Here is a 21,888-nt window from a genome sequence, read left to right as displayed (position 1 = left end):
TTAATGAACCTCGACCACGGAGCCCTGCAATTTCTGCAAGGCATCGTTGACCGCGTCCGGCATCAGCTGGCGCAGGCAGTTGTAATGGCCGAAACGGCAGGTACGGTCGAAACACGGACTGCAATCGAGGCCCAGGCGCACGACTTCGACGTGTTCGGCCAACGGTGGCGTGAAGCCCGGTGAAGTCGAGCCGTAAACCGCCACCAGCGGGCGATTCAGGGCAGCAGCGACGTGCATCAGGCCGGAGTCGTTGGAGACGACGGAGTCGGCGCAGGACATCAGGTCGATGGCCTCGGCCAACGAGGTGCCGCCGCTGAGGTTGACCGACTCTTCACGCAGGCCGGGAATCAGCCGCGCGCGGATGTCTTCGCCCACGGCGTGATCGTTCTTCGAACCGAACAGCCACACCTGCCAGCCTTCGCGGATCCGCGCTTCGGCGACTTTGGCGTAATGCTCGGACGGCCAGCGCTTGGATTCACCGAACTCGGCGCCGGGGCACAGGGCCAACACCGGGCGGTCGAGGGTCAGGCCGAACTTGGCCAGCGCCGCTTCGCGGGTGACCGGGTCGATTTGCAGGCTCGGGCGCGGATAGGGTTTCGGCAGCTCGGCGTTCGGCTCGTAAGCCAGGGCCATGAACCGCTCGATCATCAACGGATAGCGTTCTTTGTCGAGGGTGCGCACGTCATTGAGCAAGCCGTAGCGGAATTCGCCACGCCAGCCCGTGCGTCTCGGGATGCCGGCGAAGAACGGCACCAGCGCTGACTTCAGCGAGTTCGGCAACAGGATCGCCTGGTCGTACTGGCCGCGCAGGGATTTGCCGATGCGTCGACGGGTCGCCAGCTCCAGCGCGCCGTGGCCGAGCGGAAAGCTCAAGGCCATGCGCACTTCAGGCATGCGCTCAAGGATCGGCCGGCTCCACTCGGGGGCCAGCACGTCGATTTCGCATTGCGGGTGGCGTTGCTTGAGACACTGAAACAGTGTCTGCGCCATCACCATGTCACCGACCCAACTGGGCCCAACGATCAGAATATTCATGTGGTTTCCAAAAACGAACCGGGGAGGCATTTACGCCTCCCCGCCTCGAGAATTCTACAAACACTGTAGATCTACTGTGGGAGCGAGACTGCTCGCGATGGGGTCTTCACATTCAACATTATTGTCGTCTGATACTCCGCTATCGCGGGCAAGCCCGCTCCCACAGGGTTTTGCATTCCTTCACACATCTGCATTTCAACGCAGATCACTGTGGGAGCGGGGGGGGGGGGGGGGGGGGGGGGGGGNCCCCCCCCCCCCGCGATGAGGCCATCACATTCGATAGTGATGGTGGCTGACACTCCGTCATCGCGGGCAAGCCCGCTCCCACATGGGCCATCAGGTGTTTCAAATATCCGGTTTCAGCTTAGCCCCAACTCTTTCCAGATCCGTAAAACCTGCCTGCGTTCGTCGGCAAACTGGTCGCCTGCAATCACCCCGGCATCCTTCTGCAAGGCCTGCCGGTGGGCGGCGGAGCGGTAGGCTTTATAGGCCTCACGCAACAGACTGGCATCTTCGGCAGGCATCAGCCCTTCGTGTTCCAGCTCTTCCAGAATGCGGATGTTATCGGTCCAGCGCAGCAATGGCGGGTGGCTTTGCGACCACGCCAGGGCCGCGTATTGCACCATAAATTCAATATCGACGATACCTCCGGCGTCCTGCTTGAGATCGAACGGCGCCGTGGCGTCGAAGGCATTTGCCGCCGTACCGGCCGCCGTGCTCTTACTGCCGAGGTTGTCGCGCATCTTCGCGCGCATCTCGCTGACTTCCTGTTGCAGCTTGGCCAGGTCCCGCGCCTTGCCCAATACCTGAGCACGGACTTTCTCGAAGGCCTGACCGACATCCTGACTACCGACCAGCACCCGCGCCCGCACCAGCGCCTGATGCTCCCACGTCCAGGCTTCATTTTCCTGATAGCGGGCAAACGCGCCGAGGGAACTGACCAGCAGCCCGGAGGCACCGGACGGCCGCAGGCGCATATCCACTTCATAGAGCTGGCCGGAGTTGGTCTGTGCAGTCAGCAAGTGAATGATCCGCTGGCCCAGCCGGGTGAAGAACTGCGCGCCATCAATCGGTTTCGGCCCGTCGGTTTCCGCCTGTGGATCACCGTCATGGATAAACACCAGATCCAGATCCGAACCATGCCCCAACTCGATCCCGCCGACTTTGCCGTAGCCGACAATGATGAAACCGGGATCGCACAGAGTGCCGTCGGTGCGCAGCGGCGTGCCGTACTTGGCCACGGTCTGGCGCCAGGCCAGGGCCAGCACCTGTTCGAGAATCGCCTCAGCCAGCCAGGTCAGGTAATCGCTGACTTTCATCAACGGCAGGCTGCCGGCGATTTCCGAGGCGGCGACGCGCAAGCGGTGCGCCAGTTTGAAATGGCGCAGGGCTTCCATCTGTTGTTCGAGGTCGTCCTCGGGAATCCGCGTCAGACGCTCGCGTAATTCGGCGGCGAGTTCCGGCGCCAGCGGCGGTTTGAACAGACGCCCCTCGTTGAGCAGTTCGTCAAGCAGCAGCGGGAAACGGGTGATCTGTTCAGCAATCCACGGGCTCGCCGCGCACAGTGTCAGCAAACGGCGCAATGCACCGGGGTTTTCCGTCAACAATACTAGATAGGCCGATCGGCGGGCGACCGCCTCAACCAACGGCAGCACTCGCTCAAGAACCAGATCGGGATTGTCATGCTCGACCGCTTGCGCCAGCAGGCGCGGGATAAATGCATCGAGACGTTCACGGCCCAAACGCTGCATCGCTCGCAACTGCGGACTGTTGCGCAAACCGGCCAGTGCTTTCAGCGCCTTGGGCGCATCGGTAAAACCGCCCTCCTCCAACTGCCGGCACGCGGCCTCTTCGTCCTGCGCGTCTTCCCACAGCGGCAGCCATTCACCGCCGACCACCACTTCGCTTTCAGTGCCTTCGTCCTCATCGGGATCGGCGATCACCTGTGCAAAGTGCCAGGCCACGCGGCCGCGCCAGAACATGAGTTTTTCGTGGAAAGCTTGCCAGTCAGCGAAACCGAGCATGAAGGCGATGCGCGCCTGATCCTGAGCGCCATCCGGGAGCATCTGGGTCTGGCGGTCGGCGATGGCCTGAATCGCGTGTTCGGTGTAACGCAGAAACTCGTAGCCTTCGCGCAATTCGCTGATCACCGCCGGCGGCAGATAACCCTGCCCTTCCAGCGTGCTCAACACCTTTAATAGAGGACGCTGCTGCAAGCTCAAGTCGCGCCCGCCGTGGATCAGCTGAAAAGCCTGGGCAATAAACTCGACTTCGCGGATACCGCCCGAGCCGAGTTTGATGTTGTCGGCCATGCCTTTACGGCGGACTTCCTGCTGGATCAGCTGCTTCATGGTGCGCAGCGCTTCGATGGCCGAAAAGTCCAGATAACGCCGATAAACAAACGGGCGCAGCATCTCCTGCAATTGCGCGCCAGCCTGCTGATCGCCGGCCACCACCCGCGACTTGATCATCGCGTAGCGCTCCCAGTCACGACCCTGATCCTGGTAATACTGCTCCAGCGCATTGAAGCTCAGCACCAGCGCGCCGGACGAACCGTACGGGCGCAGGCGCATGTCGACGCGAAACACAAAGCCGTCGACGGTTATCGGATCGAGGGCCTTGATCAGGCGTTGACCGAGCCGGATGAAGAATTCCTGGTTATCCAGCGCGCGTTTCACGCCGACGGTTTCGCCGCCCTCGGGGTAGGCGAAGATCAGGTCGATGTCGGAAGACAGGTTCAACTCGACCGCGCCAAGCTTGCCCATGCCGAGAACAACCATTTGCTGCGGCAGACCGCTGCGTCGGCCAGTCGGTGTGCCGAACTGCTGGCAATGGCGGCTGTACAGCCATTGATAGGCTTGATCGATGGTCGCGTCGGCCATGTCCGAGAGGTCGCGGCAGGTCTGCACCAGATCGGCCTGGCGGGTCAGGTCGCGCCAGATGATGCGCACTTGGTGCCGGGTGCGTTGACGGCGTAGCACGCGACCGAGTTCATCTTCGCTCTCGGCGGCGTTCACCACAGCGGCAATCTGCGCGCAGAGTTCACCCGGTGCAAACGGTCGGTCGAGCTCTCCGGACTGCACCAGCGACAGCAACATCAAAGGGTCACGAACGCTCTGTTCAATGACAAACTCGCTGGCCGCAGTAACGCGGGCGAATTGCGCCCAGCGCTCTGGCGTCCAGGTGGAGAAGCCGTGATCGTCCTCAAGCGAGGCGACGGCCGTACGGAACGACTGCTCGGATCGGCTGACCAACGGCAGGAGAATGGCGGGCAGTTCGGCAAGCACGGGCAGGGTCATGGTCTATCCTTGATCGGCGTGTAAAGGGCCGCTTGTAGTGAATGATGAAAACCCGCTACGTGAAGGACTGTCGAACAAAAGTTAGAAATAGCTGAAATTTCTTCTTCTTTGGCACCCAGCATCAAACTTTCACCTTTTTCGGATGGTAATCGACCAACCTTAACGATTATTCTCACAACGCAGTCAGAGGCCACAAGCCTTTCATCTGTAGTTTTACTACTCGTCTATACATTCGAAAGGCTGAAATGCCCGAAGATTTGTAGTAAAACTACACGCCGCCGGAACAACCTGTCGGCAATCCAAGAATTTTAAATCGTCTGCCCACAAGGCCAGTCGCAAACTCAGGCAACCGATTCTGGAAGCCTTTCCGCCCTGGAGCAAGCCATGCAAGACCTCGATCCCGTCGAAACCCAGGAATGGCTGGACGCCCTGGAATCGGTTCTCGACAAAGAAGGCGAAGACCGTGCTCACTATCTGATGACCCGTATGGGTGAACTGGCGACCCGCAGCGGCTCGCAACTCCCTTACGCCATCACCACGCCTTACCGCAACACCATCCCGGTAACCCACGAAGCACGCATGCCTGGCGACCTGTTCATGGAACGCCGCATTCGCTCGTTGGTACGCTGGAACGCGATGGCCATGGTAATGCGTACGAACCTGAAAGATTCTGACCTGGGTGGTCACATCTCCAGCTTCGCTTCCAGTGCGACCCTGTATGACATCGGCTTCAACTACTTCTTCCAGGCCCCGACCGACGAACACGGCGGCGACCTGATCTACTTCCAGGGCCACACCTCGCCAGGCGTTTACGCCCGTGCGTTCATGGAAGGCCGCATCACCGAAGACCAAATGAACAACTTCCGCCAGGAAGTCGACGGTCAGGGCCTGTCGTCCTACCCGCACCCTTGGCTGATGCCTGACTTCTGGCAATTCCCGACCGTATCGATGGGTCTGGGTCCGATCCAGGCGATCTACCAGGCGCGCTTCATGAAGTACCTGGAACACCGCGGTTTCATCCAGCCGGGCAAACAGAAAGTCTGGTGCTTCCTGGGCGACGGCGAGTGCGACGAGCCGGAATCCCTGGGCGCCATCTCCCTGGCCGGCCGCGAGAAGCTGGACAACCTGATCTTCGTCATCAACTGCAACCTGCAGCGCCTCGACGGCCCGGTTCGCGGTAACGGCAAGATCATCCAGGAACTCGAAGGCGTGTTCCGCGGTGCTCAGTGGAACGTGACCAAAGTCATCTGGGGCCGTTTCTGGGACCCACTGCTGGCCAAAGACGTCGACGGCATCCTGCAACGTCGTATGGACGAAGTCATCGACGGCGAGTATCAGAACTACAAAGCCAAAGACGGCGCGTTCGTGCGTGAACACTTCTTCAACACGCCTGAACTCAAGGCAATGGTTGCTGATCTGTCCGACGACGAGATCTGGAAACTCAACCGTGGCGGCCACGACCCGTACAAGGTCTACGCGGCGTACCACGAAGCGGTCAACCACAAAGAACAACCGACCGTCATCCTCGCCAAGACCATCAAAGGTTATGGCACCGGTGCCGGCGAAGCGAAAAACACCGCGCACAACACCAAGAAGGTTGATGTTGAAAGCCTGAAGCTGTTCCGCGATCGTTTCGACATTCCGGTCAAGGACGAAGAGCTGGAGAACCTGCCGTTCTTCAAGCCAGAGCCAAACAGCGCCGAAGCCCGCTACCTCAGCGAGCGCCGCACTGCACTGGGCGGTTTCGTACCTCAGCGCCGCGCGCAGAGCTTCAGCGTACCGACCCCGGATCTGGACACCCTCAAAGCCATCCTCGATGGCTCGGGCGACCGTGAAATTTCCACCACCATGGCGTTCGTGCGGATCCTCGCGCAACTGGTCAAGGACAAGGAAATCGGCCCGCGCATCGTTCCGATCATCCCGGACGAAGCCCGTACCTTCGGTATGGAAGGCATGTTCCGTCAGCTGGGCATCTACTCCTCCGTCGGCCAGCTCTACGAGCCAGTCGATAAAGACCAAGTGATGTTCTACAAGGAAGACCAGAAAGGTCAGATCCTTGAAGAAGGCATCAACGAAGCAGGCGCCATGAGCTCCTTCATCGCCGCTGGTACTTCGTACTCCAGCCACAACCAGCCGATGCTGCCGTTCTACATCTTTTACTCGATGTTCGGCTTCCAGCGTATCGGTGACCTGGCCTGGGCTGCCGGCGACAGCCGTACCCGTGGCTTCCTGATCGGCGGCACCGCCGGCCGCACCACCCTGAACGGTGAAGGTCTGCAACACGAAGACGGTCACAGCCACCTGCTGGCCGCGACCATCCCGAACTGCCGCACCTACGATCCAACCTACGGCTACGAGCTGGCGGTGATCATTCAGGACGGCATGAAGAAGATGACCGAAGAGCAACAGGACATCTTCTACTACATCACCGTGATGAACGAGTCGTACCAGCAGCCAGCCATGCCGGCCGGTGCCGAAGAAGGCATCAAGAAAGGCATGTACCTGCTCGAAGAAGACACCCGCGATGCGGCGCACCACGTACAGCTGATGGGCTCCGGCACCATCCTGCGTGAAGTCCGTGAAGCGGCGAAGATCCTGCGTGAAGAGTTCAACGTCGGCGCCGACGTGTGGAGCGTCACCAGCTTCAACGAACTGCGTCGCGACGGCCTGGCCGTAGAGCGTAGCAACCGTCTGAAGCCTGGCCAGAAGCCTAAGCTGAGCTACGTCGAAGAGTGCCTGAACGGCCGTAAAGGTCCGGTCATTGCCTCTACCGACTACATGAAGCTGTTCGCCGAGCAGATCCGTCAGTGGGTACCGTCCAAGGAATTCAAAGTCCTGGGCACCGACGGTTTCGGCCGCAGCGACAGCCGCAAGAAACTGCGTCATTTCTTCGAAGTCGACCGTCATTTCGTGGTGTTGGCAGCCCTGGAAGCACTGGCTGACCGTGGTGATATCGAACCTAAAGTCGTGGCCGAGGCCATCGTCAAGTTCGGCATCGACCCGGAAAAACGCAACCCACTGGACTGCTGAGGAGACATTTTGTGAGCGAACTCATTCGCGTACCTGACATCGGCAGCGGTGAAGGTGAAGTAATTGAACTGTTTGTGAAGGTCGGCGACCGTATCGAAGCCGACCAGAGCATCCTGACCCTGGAATCGGACAAGGCCAGCATGGAAGTGCCGGCCCCGAAAGCCGGCGTCATCAAAAGCCTGAAAGTGAAGCTGGGCGACCGTCTGAAAGAAGGCGACGAACTGCTCGAGCTGGAAGTCGAGGGCGCCGCTGAAGCGGCCCCTGCTCCGGCGGCTGCGCCTGCTGCAAAAGCTGAAGCCAAACCGGCTGCCGCTCCTGCTGCTGCCGCGCCAGCCGCTGCTGCACCTGCCGCCGCTTCGGTTCAGCAAGTGCACGTGCCGGACATTGGTTCGTCGGGCAAGGCCCAGATCATCGAGATCCAGGTCAAGGTCGGCGATAAAGTCGAGGCTGATCAATCGTTGATCACCCTGGAATCCGACAAGGCCAGCATGGAAATCCCGTCGCCTGCCGCTGGCGTGGTCAAGGCCATCAGCGTCAAGCTCAACGACGAAGTCGGCACTGGCGACCTGATTCTGGACCTGGAAGTGGCGGGTGCTGCGGCCCCTGCTGCGGCCGCTCCGGCTCAGGCTGCTGCACCGGCTGCTGCCGCTGCGCCTGCTCCTGCAGCAGCCCCGGCTGCTCCAGTTGCCGACAGCGTCCAGGACATCCACGTCCCGGACATCGGTTCGGCCGGCAAGGCCAAGATCATCGAAGTGTTGGTCAAGGCTGGCGACACCGTCGAGGCTGATCAATCGCTGATCACCCTGGAATCCGACAAGGCAAGCATGGAAATCCCATCGCCTGCCGCTGGCGTGGTGGAAAGCGTTTCCATCAAGCTGGATGACGAAGTCGGTACTGGCGACCTGATCCTCAAGCTGAAAGTCAAAGGCGCGGCCCCTGCTGCTGCCCCGGCTCCGGCTGCCGCTGCTGCTCCAAGCGCTCCGGCACCTGCCGCTGCTGCTCCGGCTGCCGCTGCACCTGCACCTGCTGCCGCTCCAGCCGCCGCACCGGCCAAGCCAGGCGCGAAAGTTCACGCCGGCCCGGCCGTGCGTCAACTGGCCCGTGAGTTCGGCGTCGAGCTGAACGCTGTCGGCGCCAGCGGCCCGCACGGTCGTATCTTGAAAGAAGACGTGCAGACTTACGTCAAAGCGATGATGCAGAAGGCCAAGGAAGCACCGGCCGCTGCTGCTGGCGCAACCGGTGGCGCGGGCATCCCGCCGATCCCGGTCGTCGATTTCAGCCGTTTCGGCGAAATCGAAGAAGTGCCGATGACTCGCCTGATGCAGATCGGCGCGTCGAGCCTGCACCGTAGCTGGCTGAACATCCCGCACGTGACTCAGTTCGATTCGGCTGATATCACCGAGCTGGAAGCGTTCCGCGTCGCGCAGAAAGCCGTTGCCGAGAAGGCTGGCGTCAAGCTGACCATCCTGCCGCTGCTGCTCAAGTCCTGCGCGCACATGCTCAAGGAACTGCCGGACTTCAACAGTTCGCTGGCGCCAAGCGGCAAGGCGATCATTCGCAAGAAGTACGTCAACATCGGCTTCGCCGTCGACACTCCGGATGGCCTGCTGGTACCGGTCATCAAGAACGTCGACCAGAAGAGTCTGTTGCAACTGGCAGCCGAAGCCGCTGCGCTGGCCGCCAAGGCCCGCGACAAGAAGCTTACTGCTGACGACATGCAAGGTGCGTGCTTCACCATTTCCAGCCTCGGCCACATTGGCGGCACCGGCTTCACGCCGATCGTCAACGCGCCGGAAGTGGCGATCCTCGGTGTTTCCAAGGCAACCATCCAGCCAGTCTGGGACGGCAAAGCCTTCCAGCCGAAACTGATGCTGCCGCTGTCGCTGTCCTACGATCACCGTGTGATCAACGGCGCCGCTGCCGCCCGCTTCACCCAGCGTCTGGGCAGCCTGCTGGCGGACATCCGTACCATCCTGCTGTAATCCCAAGTGGCCCTCCGGCAACGGAGGGCCGCTTGTGTTTCACGTTTTCGAGCGCCACACGCTCGTACCTCAACCCCGTCAATTGACGGGGCTTTTTTTTGTCCGAAATAAACCCGCCTTAGTATTTTTCCTACAAGTTGCGCTGACATCAGCCACGACCGAAGTCAACTTCGCGCCGACTTTTTTACTCGCCATGCAACTAACCTTGGTACAACAAAGTTAATCAATCGAACTTTGCATGAATGACTTACTTACGCAGCACCCACTCGAATGGATTCGACATGTTAAAACCGACTATCGGCCCGATCATTGGCCACGTTACAACTAATCACGCACGCATCTTTATTCGCGGCAACAGTCAAAACAACGCCCCGGTATTTGGCGGGATACGCTATCGCATTAGCGGAACACAACAATGGTCAAAAGCCATCTTCGCCAAACTGAGCGAGTTGCGCGACATGTCTGAAGTGCTTGTACTTAATAATTTGAGCACGGACACCGAGTATGAATATCAGGCCGGCTGGTTCAGCCCGATGAGCCCGGTACACACCACGGACTCTGTCGCCGAGTTGCCGCTGCAATGGCCACGGGAGATTTACCGCCTACGCACTCGTTCCAGCAAAGCCATGCAGGCCCGGGCCTACATTGTCGGATCTTGCCGCTACTTGCGCATGACCGCCGGTATTGCCTCGTTGCCACACTTGGGCGACCGGATCTTTGCTTCCATCAGTCAATTGATTGAAGGCGCACAACCAGCAATCAGCGCAACACTCATGACCGGCGATCAAATCTATGTCGACGATCTCAATCTGATTGCACCGGATCGCGAATACAAAGACATACTCAGTAAATACCGCGCGGCCTTTTCCCAACCCCACATTAAACATTTGATGTCCGGCACTTCGACTTACATGATTCTCGATGATCACGAAATAGAAGATAACTGGCCAGCCAATGCCGGAAAGTCCGATGGCGAGTTATACCGTAATGCCATGGCGGCCTATGAGTTGTATCAAGTCAGTCACAGTCCGGCACATGAACTGACAGATAATGGGCAAGTCAACCGTTCGAAACTTGAGCACTACTGGTATCAGTTCAGCGACGGTGATATCGAATGGTTTGTCACAGACAGCCGCACCCGACGCAACTTGTCGGCCGATGATCGACGCATCCTTGATGAGGCGCAGGAACAGGCGTTACTCAACTGGCTGATCAACAGTCCGGCACGGGTGAAGTTCGTGGTCACCAGCGTGATGTTCTACCCGGACCGCAAAGTGCTGGGCGACGATGCCTGGAAGGCCTTCCCGGAACAGCGTCTACGCCTTCTGGAAACAATCCGCACTCGACGCATCAAGAACGTCGTGTTCATTTCGGGTGATGTGCATGGTTCGTTGACGTCGCGCCTGACCCACAGCGAAGCAGCGGACTTCGAAGTGCACACCATCGTCTCCTCGCCTCTGTGCAACAGCAAGTTGCTGCCATACGCCAAGGCGTCCACGTTCATTCTTGACCAGCCGCTGGTGACGACGGCGGCGGGCGATTATCGGCATGAGTTGACCAGCACCGTGATCAGTGAGGACAACTTTGCCCATGTGCTGGTTGAGGCTGATCAAATTCTGGTCAATTACCATGATCGGGATGGGAAAAAGTTGCAGTCGATCGCCATAAAACTGCGCTGAGCCTTTATGAATCGCAGCCTTCGGCAGCTACCGTAAGCCCCGTAGGAACTGCCGCAGACTGCGATCTTTTGCTCTTTTCTGAACGACGCTGGAGAAATGCCCAACGCAGCCGACACATTCTTATAGCACTTGGCCTTCATCACTCTTGTCAGTCGGTGCCGCAATGATGCAACCTTGCCGCAGGCAACAGTAAAGAGGGCGAGAGCCCGGCGCGTTCAGCATATTTCCAAGCGAGTTCCCTTCATGAAGAGCCAACCCGATGCCGCCAGCCGTATGGCGGCCGAGGTAGTGACGCAGTTGCCTGTGCCCTCGCGGCTCGGCATGCTGCGTTTCGAGCGCCTGAATGAAGCCAGTTGGGCGATGCTGTTTCTCGATCCAAACTGCGAACGCCAGTTCGGTCAGCCGGCCGTCGAACTCTGTGCACTGGTCGGCTCGCCCTACGCCAGCCTGATGGAACCGGAAGCGCGTTACCAACTGCACGACACGATCCAGCAACAACTGCGTGACAGCCCGCATTATCTGGTGCGCTATGCCCTGCACACCGCCGCGGGCAAGCTGAACATCCTCGAATTGGGCGAAGCCTACAAACAGCACAATCGTCATCTGCTGCGCGGCTATCTACTGGCGGTCGATGATGTGTTCGACGAAGTGCCGCAGGTGCCCTGCGTCGACCTCGAAACCCAGAACTCGCGCCTGCAAATCGCCCTCGAACTCAACCAGCGCGCCCAGCAGGAACAACTGCAACACCTCGAACGCGTGCGCGCCCAGCAAGATCTGATTCTGCTGCTCGCCCGCCAGCGCTACAGCTCGCACAACTCGCTGCAAGAAGCCGCCGAACTGATCACCCGCTGCGCCTGCGATATCTATGAAATCGACTGCGCCAGCCTGTGGAACCTCGAAGGCCAGCAACTGGTGCCGATCTCGGCCTACCATCGCGCGACGCAGGAATACATTCTGCCGGACGTGATCGACGTCAGCGGCTTCCCCGACTACATGGAAGCACTGCACAGCAGCCGCGCCATCGACGCGCATAACGCGATGCGCGACCCGCGCACCCGCGAGATGGCCGAAGCCTTGCGCCCGCGTGACGTCAACGCGATGCTCGATGCCAGTATTCGCGTCGACGGCCAGGTAGTCGGTGTGTTGTGCCTGGAGCAGACCGGCGTGACCCGCGCCTGGCAATCCGATGAAATCGCCTTTGCCGGTGAACTGGCGGATCAGTTCGCGCAAGTCATCAACAACCACAACCGCCGCACCGCCACCAGCGCCCTGCACCTGTTCCAGCGTGCGGTCGAGCAAAGCGCCAACGCGTTTTTGCTGGTCAACTGCGACGGCGTGGTCGAGTACGTCAACCCGAGCTTCACGGCGATCACCCAGTACACCACCGAGGAAGTTCACGGCCAGCGCCTCTCGGAACTGCCGGCCCTGGAAAACCTCAGCGAACTGCTGTTCGACGCGCCCTCGGCGCTGGCCAAAAGCAACAGTTGGCAGGGCGAATTCAAGAGCCGCCGCAAAAATCTCGAACCGTACTGGGGCCAGTTGTCGATCTCCAAGGTGTATGGCGACAACCGCGAGTTGACCCACTACATCGGCATCTACGAAGACATCACTCAGACCAAACTCGCGCAACAGCGCATCGAGCGTCTGGCGTACACCGACAACCTGACCAACCTCGGTAACCGGCCGGCGTTTATCCGCAATCTGGACGAACGCTTCGCCCGGGATAGCGATACCCCGATCAGCCTGCTGCTGGTGGACATCGACAACTTCAAGCGCATCAACGACAGCCTCGGCCACCAGACCGGCGACAAACTGCTGATCAGCCTCGCCCGGCGCCTGCGCAACAGCCTGAGCCCGAGCGGCAGCCTCGCGCGTTTCGCCAGTAACGAGTTCGCGGTGTTGCTCGACAACACCGACCTTGAGGCCGGCCAACAAATCGCCAGCCAGTTGCTGATGACCCTCGACAAGCCGATGTTTGTCGACAACCAGTTGATCAGCGTCACCGGTTCCGTGGGTTTGGCCTGCGCGCCGCTGCATGGCCGCGATCCGCAAACCCTGATGCGCAACGCCGGCCTCGCCTTGCACAAGGCCAAGGCCAACGGCAAACATCAGGTGCAGGTGTTCACCGAAGCGCTGAACGCCGAGGCCAGTTACAAGCTGTTCGTCGAGAACAACCTGCGTCGCGCCCTGACCCAGAATGAATTGGACGTGTTCTACCAGCCCAAACTGTGCCTGCGCAGTGGTCGCTTGCTGGGTATGGAAGCGCTGTTGCGCTGGAATCACCCTGAGCGCGGCATGATCCGCCCGGACCAGTTCATCAGCGTCGCCGAAGAAACCGGGCTGATCATTCCGATCGGCAAGTGGATCGCCCGCCAGGCCTGCCGCATGAGCAAGGCGCTGACCGCAGCCGGCATGGGCAATCTGCAAGTGGCGATCAATCTGTCGCCCAAGCAGTTCTCCGATCCGGACCTGGTCGCGTCCATCGCCAATATCCTCAAGGAAGAAGCGCTGCCGGCCAATCTGCTCGAACTGGAGCTGACTGAAGGCCTGCTGCTGGAAGCCACCGAGGACACCCACTTGCAGCTCGATCAGCTCAAGCGCTTGGGCCTGACCCTGGCGATGGACGACTTCGGTACCGGTTACTCATCGCTCAGCTATCTGAAGAAATTCCCGATCGACATCATCAAGATCGATCGCAGCTTCATCCACGAAATCCCGGACAACCAGGACGACATGGAAATCACCTCCGCCGTGATCGCCATGGCCCACAACCTCAAGCTCAAGGTCGTGGCCGAAGGCATCGAGACGGCTGAACAACTGGCCTTCCTGCGCCGCCACCGTTGCGACGTCGGCCAAGGCTACCTGTTCGACCGACCGATCCCCGGCGCCGAACTGATCCAGGCCCTGAAGCGCTACCCGCGCGGCCCGCTCTGCCTCTAAAACACCGCCTTGTAGGAGTGAGCCTGCTCGCGATAGCGGTGTGTCAGCAACAAATCCTCTGACTGCCCCACCGCTATCGCGAGCAGGCTCACTCCTACAATGTGTGCGAGTACCCGCACATTTTGACTAGTGATTAACTCGGCATCATTGGGCACACTGGCGGTCTGACTTTTTACATCCCATCCTGACTGAGAGGAACGATCATGGTTCTGCGCTCGGAAATACTGGTGAACAAAAACGTGCTCCCGACTAAAGAACAAGCTCTGCCCGGCCGCGAAACCGCGATGACCCTGCCGGAAAAGCATTTCGTCTTCGAAGAAACCCCGCTGCTTGGCCCGTTTTTCCAGGACGTCGATTTTGCAATCTTCGGTCTGGGCTGCTTCTGGGGCGCCGAACGTCGCTTCTGGCAGCGTGAAGGCGTGGTCAGCACGGTCGTTGGTTATGCCGGCGGTTTCACACCGAACCCGACTTACGAAGAAGTCTGCTCGGGCCTGACCGGCCACGCTGAAGTGGTGCTGGTGGTGTATGACAAGGCCAAAGTCAGCTACGAAGAGCTGCTGGCGATGTTCTGGGAATTGCACAACCCGACACAGGGCATGCGTCAGGGCAACGACATCGGCACGCAGTACCGCTCGGTAATCTATGCGACCTCGCCCGAGCATCTGGATGCGGCGCTGAAGAGCAAGGCGACTTATCAGGCCGAGCTGTCGAAGGCTGGCCTGGGCGAGATCAGCACCGAGATAGAACAGGCACCGACCGTGTACTTCGCCGAGGCGTATCACCAACAGTATCTGGCGAAAAACCCGGAAGGTTATTGCGGGATCGGCGGCACCGGTGTGTGCATGCCGCCGAGTCTGGCGGGTAACTAAACCCCAAAAGCATCGCGGGCAAGCCCGCTCCCACAGGGTCATGCGCTATTTTTGAATTCGGCGCTAAACCTGTGGGAGCGGGCTTGCCCGCGAAGGCGTCCGTTCAGACACCATCAAAGCAATTGATTAACTCTCGGCAATCAACCAATCCATCTGCCAGCCACCCTGGGTCTGGCCCAATTTCTTGGACAACCACGGCAGCAACTCACGCAATTCTTCCTCCAGCCCCCACGGCGGATTGGCAATTGCCATGCCCGAACCGTTCAGGCTGTTCGGCGTGTCCAGCGGATGCACCAGCAGCTCAACACGCAACAACTTCGGCGCACCGGTGCCGGCCAGGTCCTGATAGAACCGACGCAACGCGCGCTGATCCTTCACCGGATACCAGATCGCCGCCACGGTCTGGCGCATACGGCCAATAGCCTCTTTCAACGACGCCGCGCAACGCTGCATCTCGTCGAGCTGCTCGAACGGCGGATCAATCAACATCACCGCACGCTTCTCCTGCACCGGCAGCATTGCCCGCGCCACATGCCAACCCTCGCCCAGATGCACTTTCACCCGACGGTCACCGGCCATGTTGTCCTTGAGCAGCACGCCGTCCTCGGGGTGCTTCTCGTTGAGCATCACCCGATCCTGCGGGCGAGTCAGGCGCCGCGCCAGCTCCGGCGAACCCGGGTAATAGCGCAACTGGCCATCCGGGTTCATCTCGTGCAACACCTTCATGTAGTCGGCGGTCAGCGCCGGCAGATCAGGCTGATCCCACAAGCGCGCGATGCCTTCCAGGTACTCGCCGGTACGGTTGGCCTGATCGCCCTGCAAGTCATACAGACCGATGCCGGCGTGCGTGTCGAGATAGGCAAACGGCTGCTCCTTGCGCGACATCAGGGCGATGAGGCGGGTCAAGGTCAGGTGTTTGAACACATCGGCGTGATTGCCGGCATGGAAGGCGTGACGATAATTCATGGCTGCTCCTGCGAAGGGCGCAAAGTTTACCTTTTACCGGCCGGCAAGTCAGGGGTTCGCAGCCGAGCGGCCTCTTACTCGTTAAGAATCTGGCCCAATACCCGTGGCGAGGGGATTTATCCCCGATGGGCTGCGCAGCGGCCCCGATTCTGCCGACGCGGTGTGTCTGGTGCATCGCGATGACGTCTTGGGGCCGCTTCGCTGCCCATCGGGGATAAATCCCCTCGCCACAGGTCATTTATCTCGCTTAACTGGCAAGTAACCTCGACAGGAAGTCAAACCCATGCGTCGCACACTTATTTTCTCTCTGTGCCTGACCTGCTCAATGCACGCCGTTTCGGGCGAAAGTCACAGAGCGCAGGCTCGCCAAATGCTCAAGAACTACGGCTTGAGCCACTGCATCCTGAAGTCATTCAAAGAAAATTCAGCGCTGGAAAAAGACATCGGTTTGTCCGCTGGCGCCTACTCGTTCATGGGCAAAGGCATGCACACCGTCCTGCAAAATGAAGACACGCTGCAGGTGCTGCACGATCCATATAAAGAAACCAGAAACTATGTGTATGCGGCCTATGAGCAGACACCGTCGATCAGCAAGCACTCGAACAGCCATGTCGTTTTTTATGGGTGCCTGGAGGTCTACAACTCAGAGGCTTTCGACAGTTTTATCAAAACTCAGGATCGGTACATCGACTGACTGCCGCACCCTCAACGTCAAAAGATCGAAGCCTTCGGCAGCTCCTACGGATGATCTCGTGCAGGAGCTGCCGAAGGCTGCGATCTTTTGGTTTGCAGATTCAGGAAGGCGTGGCGCCCAAACGTCGACCGATGACATCCAGCAAATCACAACCGTCGCGCAAGGGAATGGCGCAGAGTTTGGCGAAGTCGCTGAGGATGAGGGAATCGCATTCGATCGAGCCGCGCATGCACAGGTTTTCCAGCACCTGGACGACGGTGCGGATACGGTAGTTGGCGGCGTCCATCAGGACATCAGAAGGGGCGTGGGTGTCGACGAACAGCGTGGGCATGTCGTTGCAGTTGCTGGTCAGGGCCATGTAGCGGTTGTCGGGGTGAGGGATATGTTTTACGTAGGGTGGATCGGGATGCAAAGTCGTCATTTCATTATCTCCATGATTGATAAACGTGAGCTGCCAACGCACCTTCCTACAGGTTTGGGTGGCAGCTGTGCGCAAGAGTAGGAACCGAGCAATCATGGACCTCGGTCACGCCGAAGCGTGTCCCGCGCACAGCCGCCGCGAACGATTTTACGAACTTGAATCAAGTGCCGCAAAAAGCCAACGAACTGTAACGCCATGAAAGCGAGGGTTCCTACACCCTGCCACCACTCTCGCGGTGACAACGAAAAGACTATCCCTGCAACCCATCGCCCACCAGTTCATGAAAACCGCCGTGACTCGAAGGAAACGTCCGAGGCCTTCGCCCGGAAATCTCACTCTGACTCTGCCAGCAAAAACTCCAACAACGCCGATTTCGACGATTCTTCCGACGTTGCGACCTGAAAAAACTGCCTGACCTTACAACGCGATACCGCCTCGGGAAATGTCTCGAACAGCGCCGGATGCTCCTCGCTCAGCCACTGCACAGCATTACTGACCTGAACATCAGCTCCGTCCGCCGCCAATACCGAATCAGGCACTTCCCACCATGGAAACACCCGCCCGGAAACCTGCGCCTTCCCCCCGATATCAATGGCCTGACCATTAATCAATCCACGCGAGATCACCGGCAACAGCTGCGCCGCGCTGACCGCCTCGGACTGCAAGATCGGCGACAAAAACCGTCCATCCCAAAAACGGAAAAACACCGCTTTGCCGTCCGGCATCAACACCTGAGTCAAACTGCGAAAATGCTCAACCACCACTTCAAGGCTCGCTGAAGACACCGCCAGCCAGCCCCAATCATGAGACTCAGTAGTCGCCACCCATTCGAGAAACTCACTATCCACAGCGACAATTCCCACGAAAGGCATCACTGCATCCCACTCGGCATAAATCGTATCCGCCCAAATCGGGCTAGCCGCTACCTGCGGCGGCTTGGCGGCGCTGGCATGACTGAAGATCGCGAACAGCTGTTCCGAACATTTCAGCGGCTCACGCTCCAGCCACTCTGAAGGCTTTAGAAAATCAGGCTGCACAAACACCATCCTTGCAACGCTCACACTCTTCGCAGAATGGCGCATCGCCCTTGAAGCTCATGATCTGTGCTGCGGTAAGAATGGCCGCCGGCGCTGCCGTCAGTTTTTCCGGCAATCCAGGCACAACTGGCGCCGCACTCATGGCCACCATTGGCGCACCGCCGACCATGATCGGCACGCTGCTGAAAATCCCGCCGGGGCCGATGTTGATCCACTGCCCGCCCGCCTGAATGGTTGCGCTCGCACCGCCATCGATCACCACTTGCTGGCCGGCGCTGACGTGAATTTGCTGACTGGCGCTGGTCGCCTGACTGCTCACGCGGATATGCCGGTCGCCGACCACCGTCAGGTGATCGTCCTGTTTCACTTCAGCCTGGCGCTGGCCGTGGGTGATGCGTTGCTCGTCAGCCTTCAACTCATGTTTGGCGATGCCGGTGACGACGATGCTGCGTGCGTTATCGACCTGCACCTGTTGGTCGTGCAAGACATGCTGGGTCCAGTTGCGCTGGGCGCGCAGGTAAATCTCCTCGGCGCCTTTTTTGTCCTCGATGCGCAACTCGTTGTAGCCACCGCCCCCCGGGCTGCTCTGGCTGCGGAAAATGCTGCGGGTCTTGTCCGCCGGCAGATCCAGTGGCACCGGGGTGGCGGCGTTGGGCAGGCAGCCCACCACCAGAGGTTTGTCGGCGTCGGCGTCGATGAAACCGACCAGCACCTCCATGCCGACCCGTGGAATCAGCACACTGCCGTAACGGTCGTGGGCCCAACCGGTGGCGACGCGCAGCCAGCAACTGGAGTGCTCGTTCAACTCGCCATCGCGATCCCAGGCCAGTTGCACCTTGACCCGGCCGAACTCGTCGCAGTGGATTTCCGTGTCTTTCGGCCCGGTAACGACGGCCGGCTGATAACCGAGCATCCGTGGTTTTTCCGGGCCCAGCGCCGGACGAAAGAACACGTCCCACGGCGTCGCAAGAAAAGTATTACGGTAGCCCTGGAATTCTCCTCCATCGCTGGTGACCGACTCCTCCAGCACTTGTGGTTGTCGGCCATGGTGTTCGATACCGGTGAGCAGCCACAGATCATTCCAGTCGTTACGCGGGTGGTCAGTCAGTTGCAGGAAATGTCCGCAAACCAATGCGGATTGATCGCTGATGCCCTCGGCCTGACGGAAATCGGCGACATGCCTTTCAAGTGCGCGTTGCGCCAGATGCTTGCCGGTTTCACGATCGTTGAATTGGCCAGGAAAGTGATAGTCCTCAAGCACCGGGCGCTGTTCGCTGTCGATGCGACTTTCCAGTTGCAACTGCGGCTTTACAAAGTTGTAGTCGCGTCGGGTGACGGCACTGGTGCGGGTTTCCACGCGGACATTGAAGCGTTTGATTGCCGGCGCCCCGCCAGCCATGCCGCTGCCGGGCAGGTAGAGGGTCGGTTCAGCGAGACGCGGAAACACCGTCTGATCATCGCCGAACACCAACAAGTGCCCCTCGAGGCTGTGCTGAAAATGGTAATGAATGCCGACCTCGGCACACAAACGCTGGATAAACGCCAGATCGCTCTCGGCGTATTGCACGCAATACTCTCGCACCGGGTAATCGCTGCCGAGACGAAACTCGAAGGCATCGCGCAGGATCGCGTGATCCTTGAGAATCTGCGCAACGATCTGCGGTACGCTCTGATGCTGGAATATCCGCTGATTGGTCCGGTGCCCGAGGTATGTGAGACGCGGGACAAGGCTGATGTGATAGCGCGTCAGACGTTTGCCGGAATCGCCCTGTCCGACCTGATAAATCTGACCGTGCACACCGGAACCGTCCGCTTCAAAACTCAGAAATGCCTGACAGTGCAGCAGGCTTTCGAGGTCCAGATCCGGTCGCTCGCTGACCAGTTCCAGCTCAAAACGAAAAGGTTGGCTGATGGCTTCCTTGCCCGTGAACTCAAGGACTTTGAGGTCGTGCTGGGCGCCTTCAAGGGTCAACGTGAAGCGCGGTTGATTGGCAGGCGCGAACATCCGATGTTTCTCTGCAGTGTGAGGGCGGCCGATTCTGCATGAGGGACAAGAGCGATTGAGCGGGCGACAGGAAAATCAGATTTGCCCTACATGGACTGCTGAATATCCCGTAAAAAGTCGGCGCATCCGACTACAGACACACGCCTCAAAACCAACACGGAACCTGTGGGAGGTGGCTTGCCAGCGATGATGCCAGCACCTTCAGCACATGCATTGACTGACACACCGCTATCGCTGGCAAGCCAGCTCCCACAGGTTTCTCCAGTGCTCTTGAGAAATTCTGGGCAATAAAAAACGGCCCGTTCCTTGTAGGAATCGGGCCGTTTTCAGGTGAGCCGAAGCTCAGTGCATCACTTGTTCAGATGGAAATCTTTTTCCGCCGCTTCGAAGCGCATCACCATGCCTTTGCTTGGCGAACCGAGCTTGCTGACGATGTAGATTGCCAGGCTGGCGAAGATGAAGCCCGGGATGATTTCGTACAGACCCATCACCTCGAAATGCTTCCATACCACCACGGTGATCGCGCCGACCAGGATACCGGCCAGTGCGCCGTTGCGGGTCATACCTTTCCAGATCACCGAGATCAACACCACCGGACCGAACGCAGCACCGAAACCGGCCCAGGCGTAGGACACCAGACCCAGCACGCGGTTTTCCGGGTTCGCCGCCATCGCGATAGCGATCAGGGCAACCAGCAGCACCATGGCGCGGCCGACCCAGACCAGCTCGGTTTGCGAAGCGGATTTACGCAGGAAAGTCTTGTAGAAGTCTTCGGTCAGAGCGCTGGAGCACACCAGCAACTGGCAGCTCAGGGTGCTCATTACCGCCGCCAGAATGGCCGACAGCAACACACCGGCAACCCATGGGTTGAAGAGGATTTTTGCCAGCTCGATAAACACACGCTCGTGGTTTTCGGTCACGGGACCGGCCACTTCCGGGTGCGCCGAGAAGTAGGCGATACCGAAGAAGCCCACCGCCACGGTGCCGCCCAGGCACAGGATCATCCAGGTCATGGAGATGCGGCGAGCGTTGGCGATCGATTTAACCGAATCAGCGGCCATGAAGCGCGCAAGAATGTGCGGCTGACCGAAGTAGCCCAGACCCCAGCCCATCAGCGAGATGATGCCGATGAAAGTGGTGCCCTTGAGCATGTCGAAGTTGCTTGGATCCTGGGCTTCGATCGCCAGGAACGTGGTGTCGACACCGCCGGTGGCCAGCAGCACGATGATCGGCGTCAGCAGCAGGGCGAAGATCATCAGCGTGGCTTGTACGGTGTCAGTCCAGCTCACCGCCAGGAAACCACCCACGAAGGTGTAGGCAATCGTCGCTGCAGCACCGGCCCACAGCGCGGTCTCGTAGGACATGCCGAAGGTGCTTTCGAACAGACGGGCACCAGCCACGATGCCGGATGCGCAATAAATGGTGAAGAACACCAGAATCACGATGGCCGAGATGATCCGCAGCAGGCCGCTTTTGTCTTCGAAACGGCTGGAGAAGTAGTCCGGCAGAGTCAGGGCATCGCCGTTGTGCTCGGTCTGCACGCGCAGACGACCGGCAACGAACAGCCAGTTCAGGTAGGCGCCGACGATCAGGCCGATGGCGATCCAGCTTTCGGACAGACCGGACATGTAGATGGCGCCCGGCAGGCCCATCAGCAACCAGCCACTCATGTCGGAAGCACCGGCAGACAATGCCGTCACCACGCTGCCGAGGCTGCGGCCGCCAAGAATGTAGTCAGAAAGATTATTGGTGGAGCGATAGGCCATGAAGCCGATCAGCACCATTGCTGCGATGTAGATCACGAACGTGATCAGTGTTGGATTGCTTACGCTCATTAAGTTACGCCCTGGCTTTGTTTTTATGTAGCAGCGGTGATGGATCGCACACAAACGACGACGTTTGGCAGACGAATCCGGATCCCGAGCATTTAG

At 59.4% G+C, this 21,888-nt stretch carries 13 protein-coding genes; 6 read left to right on the top strand and 7 right to left on the bottom strand.

Annotation, left to right across the window (positions count from 1 at the left end; all coding sequences use genetic code 11):
* Both waaF and glnE read right to left on the bottom strand, forming a co-directional pair.
* The gene (waaF, locus tag ACVVH8_RS02525; protein WP_475228329.1) at positions 1 to 1,035 is read right to left on the bottom strand and encodes a lipopolysaccharide heptosyltransferase II; all 1,035 of its coding nucleotides are present in this window, start codon (positions 1,033 to 1,035) and stop codon (positions 1 to 3) included.
* A 359-nt stretch (positions 1,036 to 1,394) separates the two neighbouring features.
* Complete coding sequence (glnE, locus tag ACVVH8_RS02520; RefSeq protein WP_475228327.1) at positions 1,395 to 4,334, bottom strand: bifunctional [glutamate--ammonia ligase]-adenylyl-L-tyrosine phosphorylase/[glutamate--ammonia-ligase] adenylyltransferase; 2,940 nt, start codon at positions 4,332 to 4,334, stop codon at positions 1,395 to 1,397.
* Positions 4,335 to 4,718: 384 nt separating this feature from the next.
* Between glnE and aceE the strand changes: the two genes are divergently transcribed.
* From aceE to msrA, 5 genes are all read left to right on the top strand, one after another.
* A complete protein-coding gene (gene aceE, locus ACVVH8_RS02515) occupies positions 4,719 to 7,364 on the top strand; it encodes a pyruvate dehydrogenase (acetyl-transferring), homodimeric type (protein WP_213027339.1) in 2,646 nt (881 codons plus the stop codon).
* 11 nt (positions 7,365 to 7,375) lie between these two features.
* Positions 7,376 to 9,346: a dihydrolipoyllysine-residue acetyltransferase gene (gene aceF, locus ACVVH8_RS02510; RefSeq protein WP_475228325.1), complete on the top strand. Its 1,971-nt coding sequence runs from the start codon at positions 7,376 to 7,378 to the stop codon at positions 9,344 to 9,346.
* Positions 9,347 to 9,627: 281 nt separating this feature from the next.
* Positions 9,628 to 11,025: an alkaline phosphatase D family protein gene (locus tag ACVVH8_RS02505; protein ID WP_475228322.1), complete on the top strand. Its 1,398-nt coding sequence runs from the start codon at positions 9,628 to 9,630 to the stop codon at positions 11,023 to 11,025.
* A 243-nt stretch (positions 11,026 to 11,268) separates the two neighbouring features.
* Entirely contained in the window at positions 11,269 to 13,965 is a 2,697-nt protein-coding gene (locus ACVVH8_RS02500; protein ID WP_103305388.1) for a putative bifunctional diguanylate cyclase/phosphodiesterase, read from the top strand.
* A 203-nt stretch (positions 13,966 to 14,168) separates the two neighbouring features.
* The gene (gene msrA, locus ACVVH8_RS02495; protein WP_093430120.1) at positions 14,169 to 14,834 is read left to right on the top strand and encodes a peptide-methionine (S)-S-oxide reductase MsrA; all 666 of its coding nucleotides are present in this window, start codon (positions 14,169 to 14,171) and stop codon (positions 14,832 to 14,834) included.
* A 126-nt stretch (positions 14,835 to 14,960) separates the two neighbouring features.
* On the opposite strand, the gene ACVVH8_RS02490 is transcribed toward msrA, so the two are convergent.
* Complete coding sequence (locus ACVVH8_RS02490) at positions 14,961 to 15,800, bottom strand: 23S rRNA (adenine(2030)-N(6))-methyltransferase RlmJ (RefSeq protein ID WP_007915674.1); 840 nt, start codon at positions 15,798 to 15,800, stop codon at positions 14,961 to 14,963.
* A 370-nt stretch (positions 15,801 to 16,170) separates the two neighbouring features.
* Here ACVVH8_RS02490 and ACVVH8_RS02485 point away from each other — a divergent pair, with 370 nt between their 5' ends.
* Positions 16,171 to 16,494, top strand: a complete 324-nt coding sequence (locus ACVVH8_RS02485) for a hypothetical protein (protein WP_475228320.1) — start codon at positions 16,171 to 16,173, stop codon at positions 16,492 to 16,494.
* Positions 16,495 to 16,594: 100 nt separating this feature from the next.
* On the opposite strand, the gene ACVVH8_RS02480 is transcribed toward ACVVH8_RS02485, so the two are convergent.
* The 4 genes from ACVVH8_RS02480 to putP form a co-directional block, all read right to left on the bottom strand.
* The gene (locus tag ACVVH8_RS02480) at positions 16,595 to 16,915 is read right to left on the bottom strand and encodes a hypothetical protein (protein ID WP_475228317.1); all 321 of its coding nucleotides are present in this window, start codon (positions 16,913 to 16,915) and stop codon (positions 16,595 to 16,597) included.
* Positions 16,916 to 17,247: 332 nt separating this feature from the next.
* Complete coding sequence (locus tag ACVVH8_RS02475) at positions 17,248 to 17,952, bottom strand: DUF4123 domain-containing protein (protein ID WP_475228315.1); 705 nt, start codon at positions 17,950 to 17,952, stop codon at positions 17,248 to 17,250.
* Positions 17,942 to 19,957: a type VI secretion system Vgr family protein gene (locus ACVVH8_RS02470; RefSeq protein ID WP_475228312.1), complete on the bottom strand. Its 2,016-nt coding sequence runs from the start codon at positions 19,955 to 19,957 to the stop codon at positions 17,942 to 17,944. Before ACVVH8_RS02470 ends, ACVVH8_RS02475 begins: the two co-directional genes overlap by 11 nt.
* Before the next feature lie 350 nt (positions 19,958 to 20,307).
* The gene (putP, locus tag ACVVH8_RS02465; RefSeq protein ID WP_103305393.1) at positions 20,308 to 21,792 is read right to left on the bottom strand and encodes a sodium/proline symporter PutP; all 1,485 of its coding nucleotides are present in this window, start codon (positions 21,790 to 21,792) and stop codon (positions 20,308 to 20,310) included.
* Between the last annotated feature and the right edge of the window lie 96 nt (positions 21,793 to 21,888).

It is taken from the genome of Pseudomonas trutticola BRTCR10 (assembly GCF_056155105.1).
This window is presented reverse-complemented; position numbering and strand designations above follow the sequence as displayed.

Coding starts and splice junctions, on each gene's coding strand:
- putP (WP_103305393.1), bottom strand. CDS start 21,792: ATGAGCGTAAGCAATCCAACACTGATCACGTTCGTGATCTACATCGCA.
- ACVVH8_RS02500 (WP_103305388.1), top strand. CDS start 11,269: ATGAAGAGCCAACCCGATGCCGCCAGCCGTATGGCGGCCGAGGTAGTG.
- ACVVH8_RS02490 (WP_007915674.1), bottom strand. CDS start 15,800: ATGAATTATCGTCACGCCTTCCATGCCGGCAATCACGCCGATGTGTTC.
- waaF (WP_475228329.1), bottom strand. CDS start 1,035: ATGAATATTCTGATCGTTGGGCCCAGTTGGGTCGGTGACATGGTGATG.
- ACVVH8_RS02470 (WP_475228312.1), bottom strand. CDS start 19,957: ATGTTCGCGCCTGCCAATCAACCGCGCTTCACGTTGACCCTTGAAGGC.
- ACVVH8_RS02505 (WP_475228322.1), top strand. CDS start 9,628: ATGTTAAAACCGACTATCGGCCCGATCATTGGCCACGTTACAACTAAT.
- msrA (WP_093430120.1), top strand. CDS start 14,169: ATGGTTCTGCGCTCGGAAATACTGGTGAACAAAAACGTGCTCCCGACT.
- ACVVH8_RS02480 (WP_475228317.1), bottom strand. CDS start 16,915: ATGACGACTTTGCATCCCGATCCACCCTACGTAAAACATATCCCTCAC.
- glnE (WP_475228327.1), bottom strand. CDS start 4,334: ATGACCCTGCCCGTGCTTGCCGAACTGCCCGCCATTCTCCTGCCGTTG.
- aceE (WP_213027339.1), top strand. CDS start 4,719: ATGCAAGACCTCGATCCCGTCGAAACCCAGGAATGGCTGGACGCCCTG.
- ACVVH8_RS02485 (WP_475228320.1), top strand. CDS start 16,171: ATGCTCAAGAACTACGGCTTGAGCCACTGCATCCTGAAGTCATTCAAA.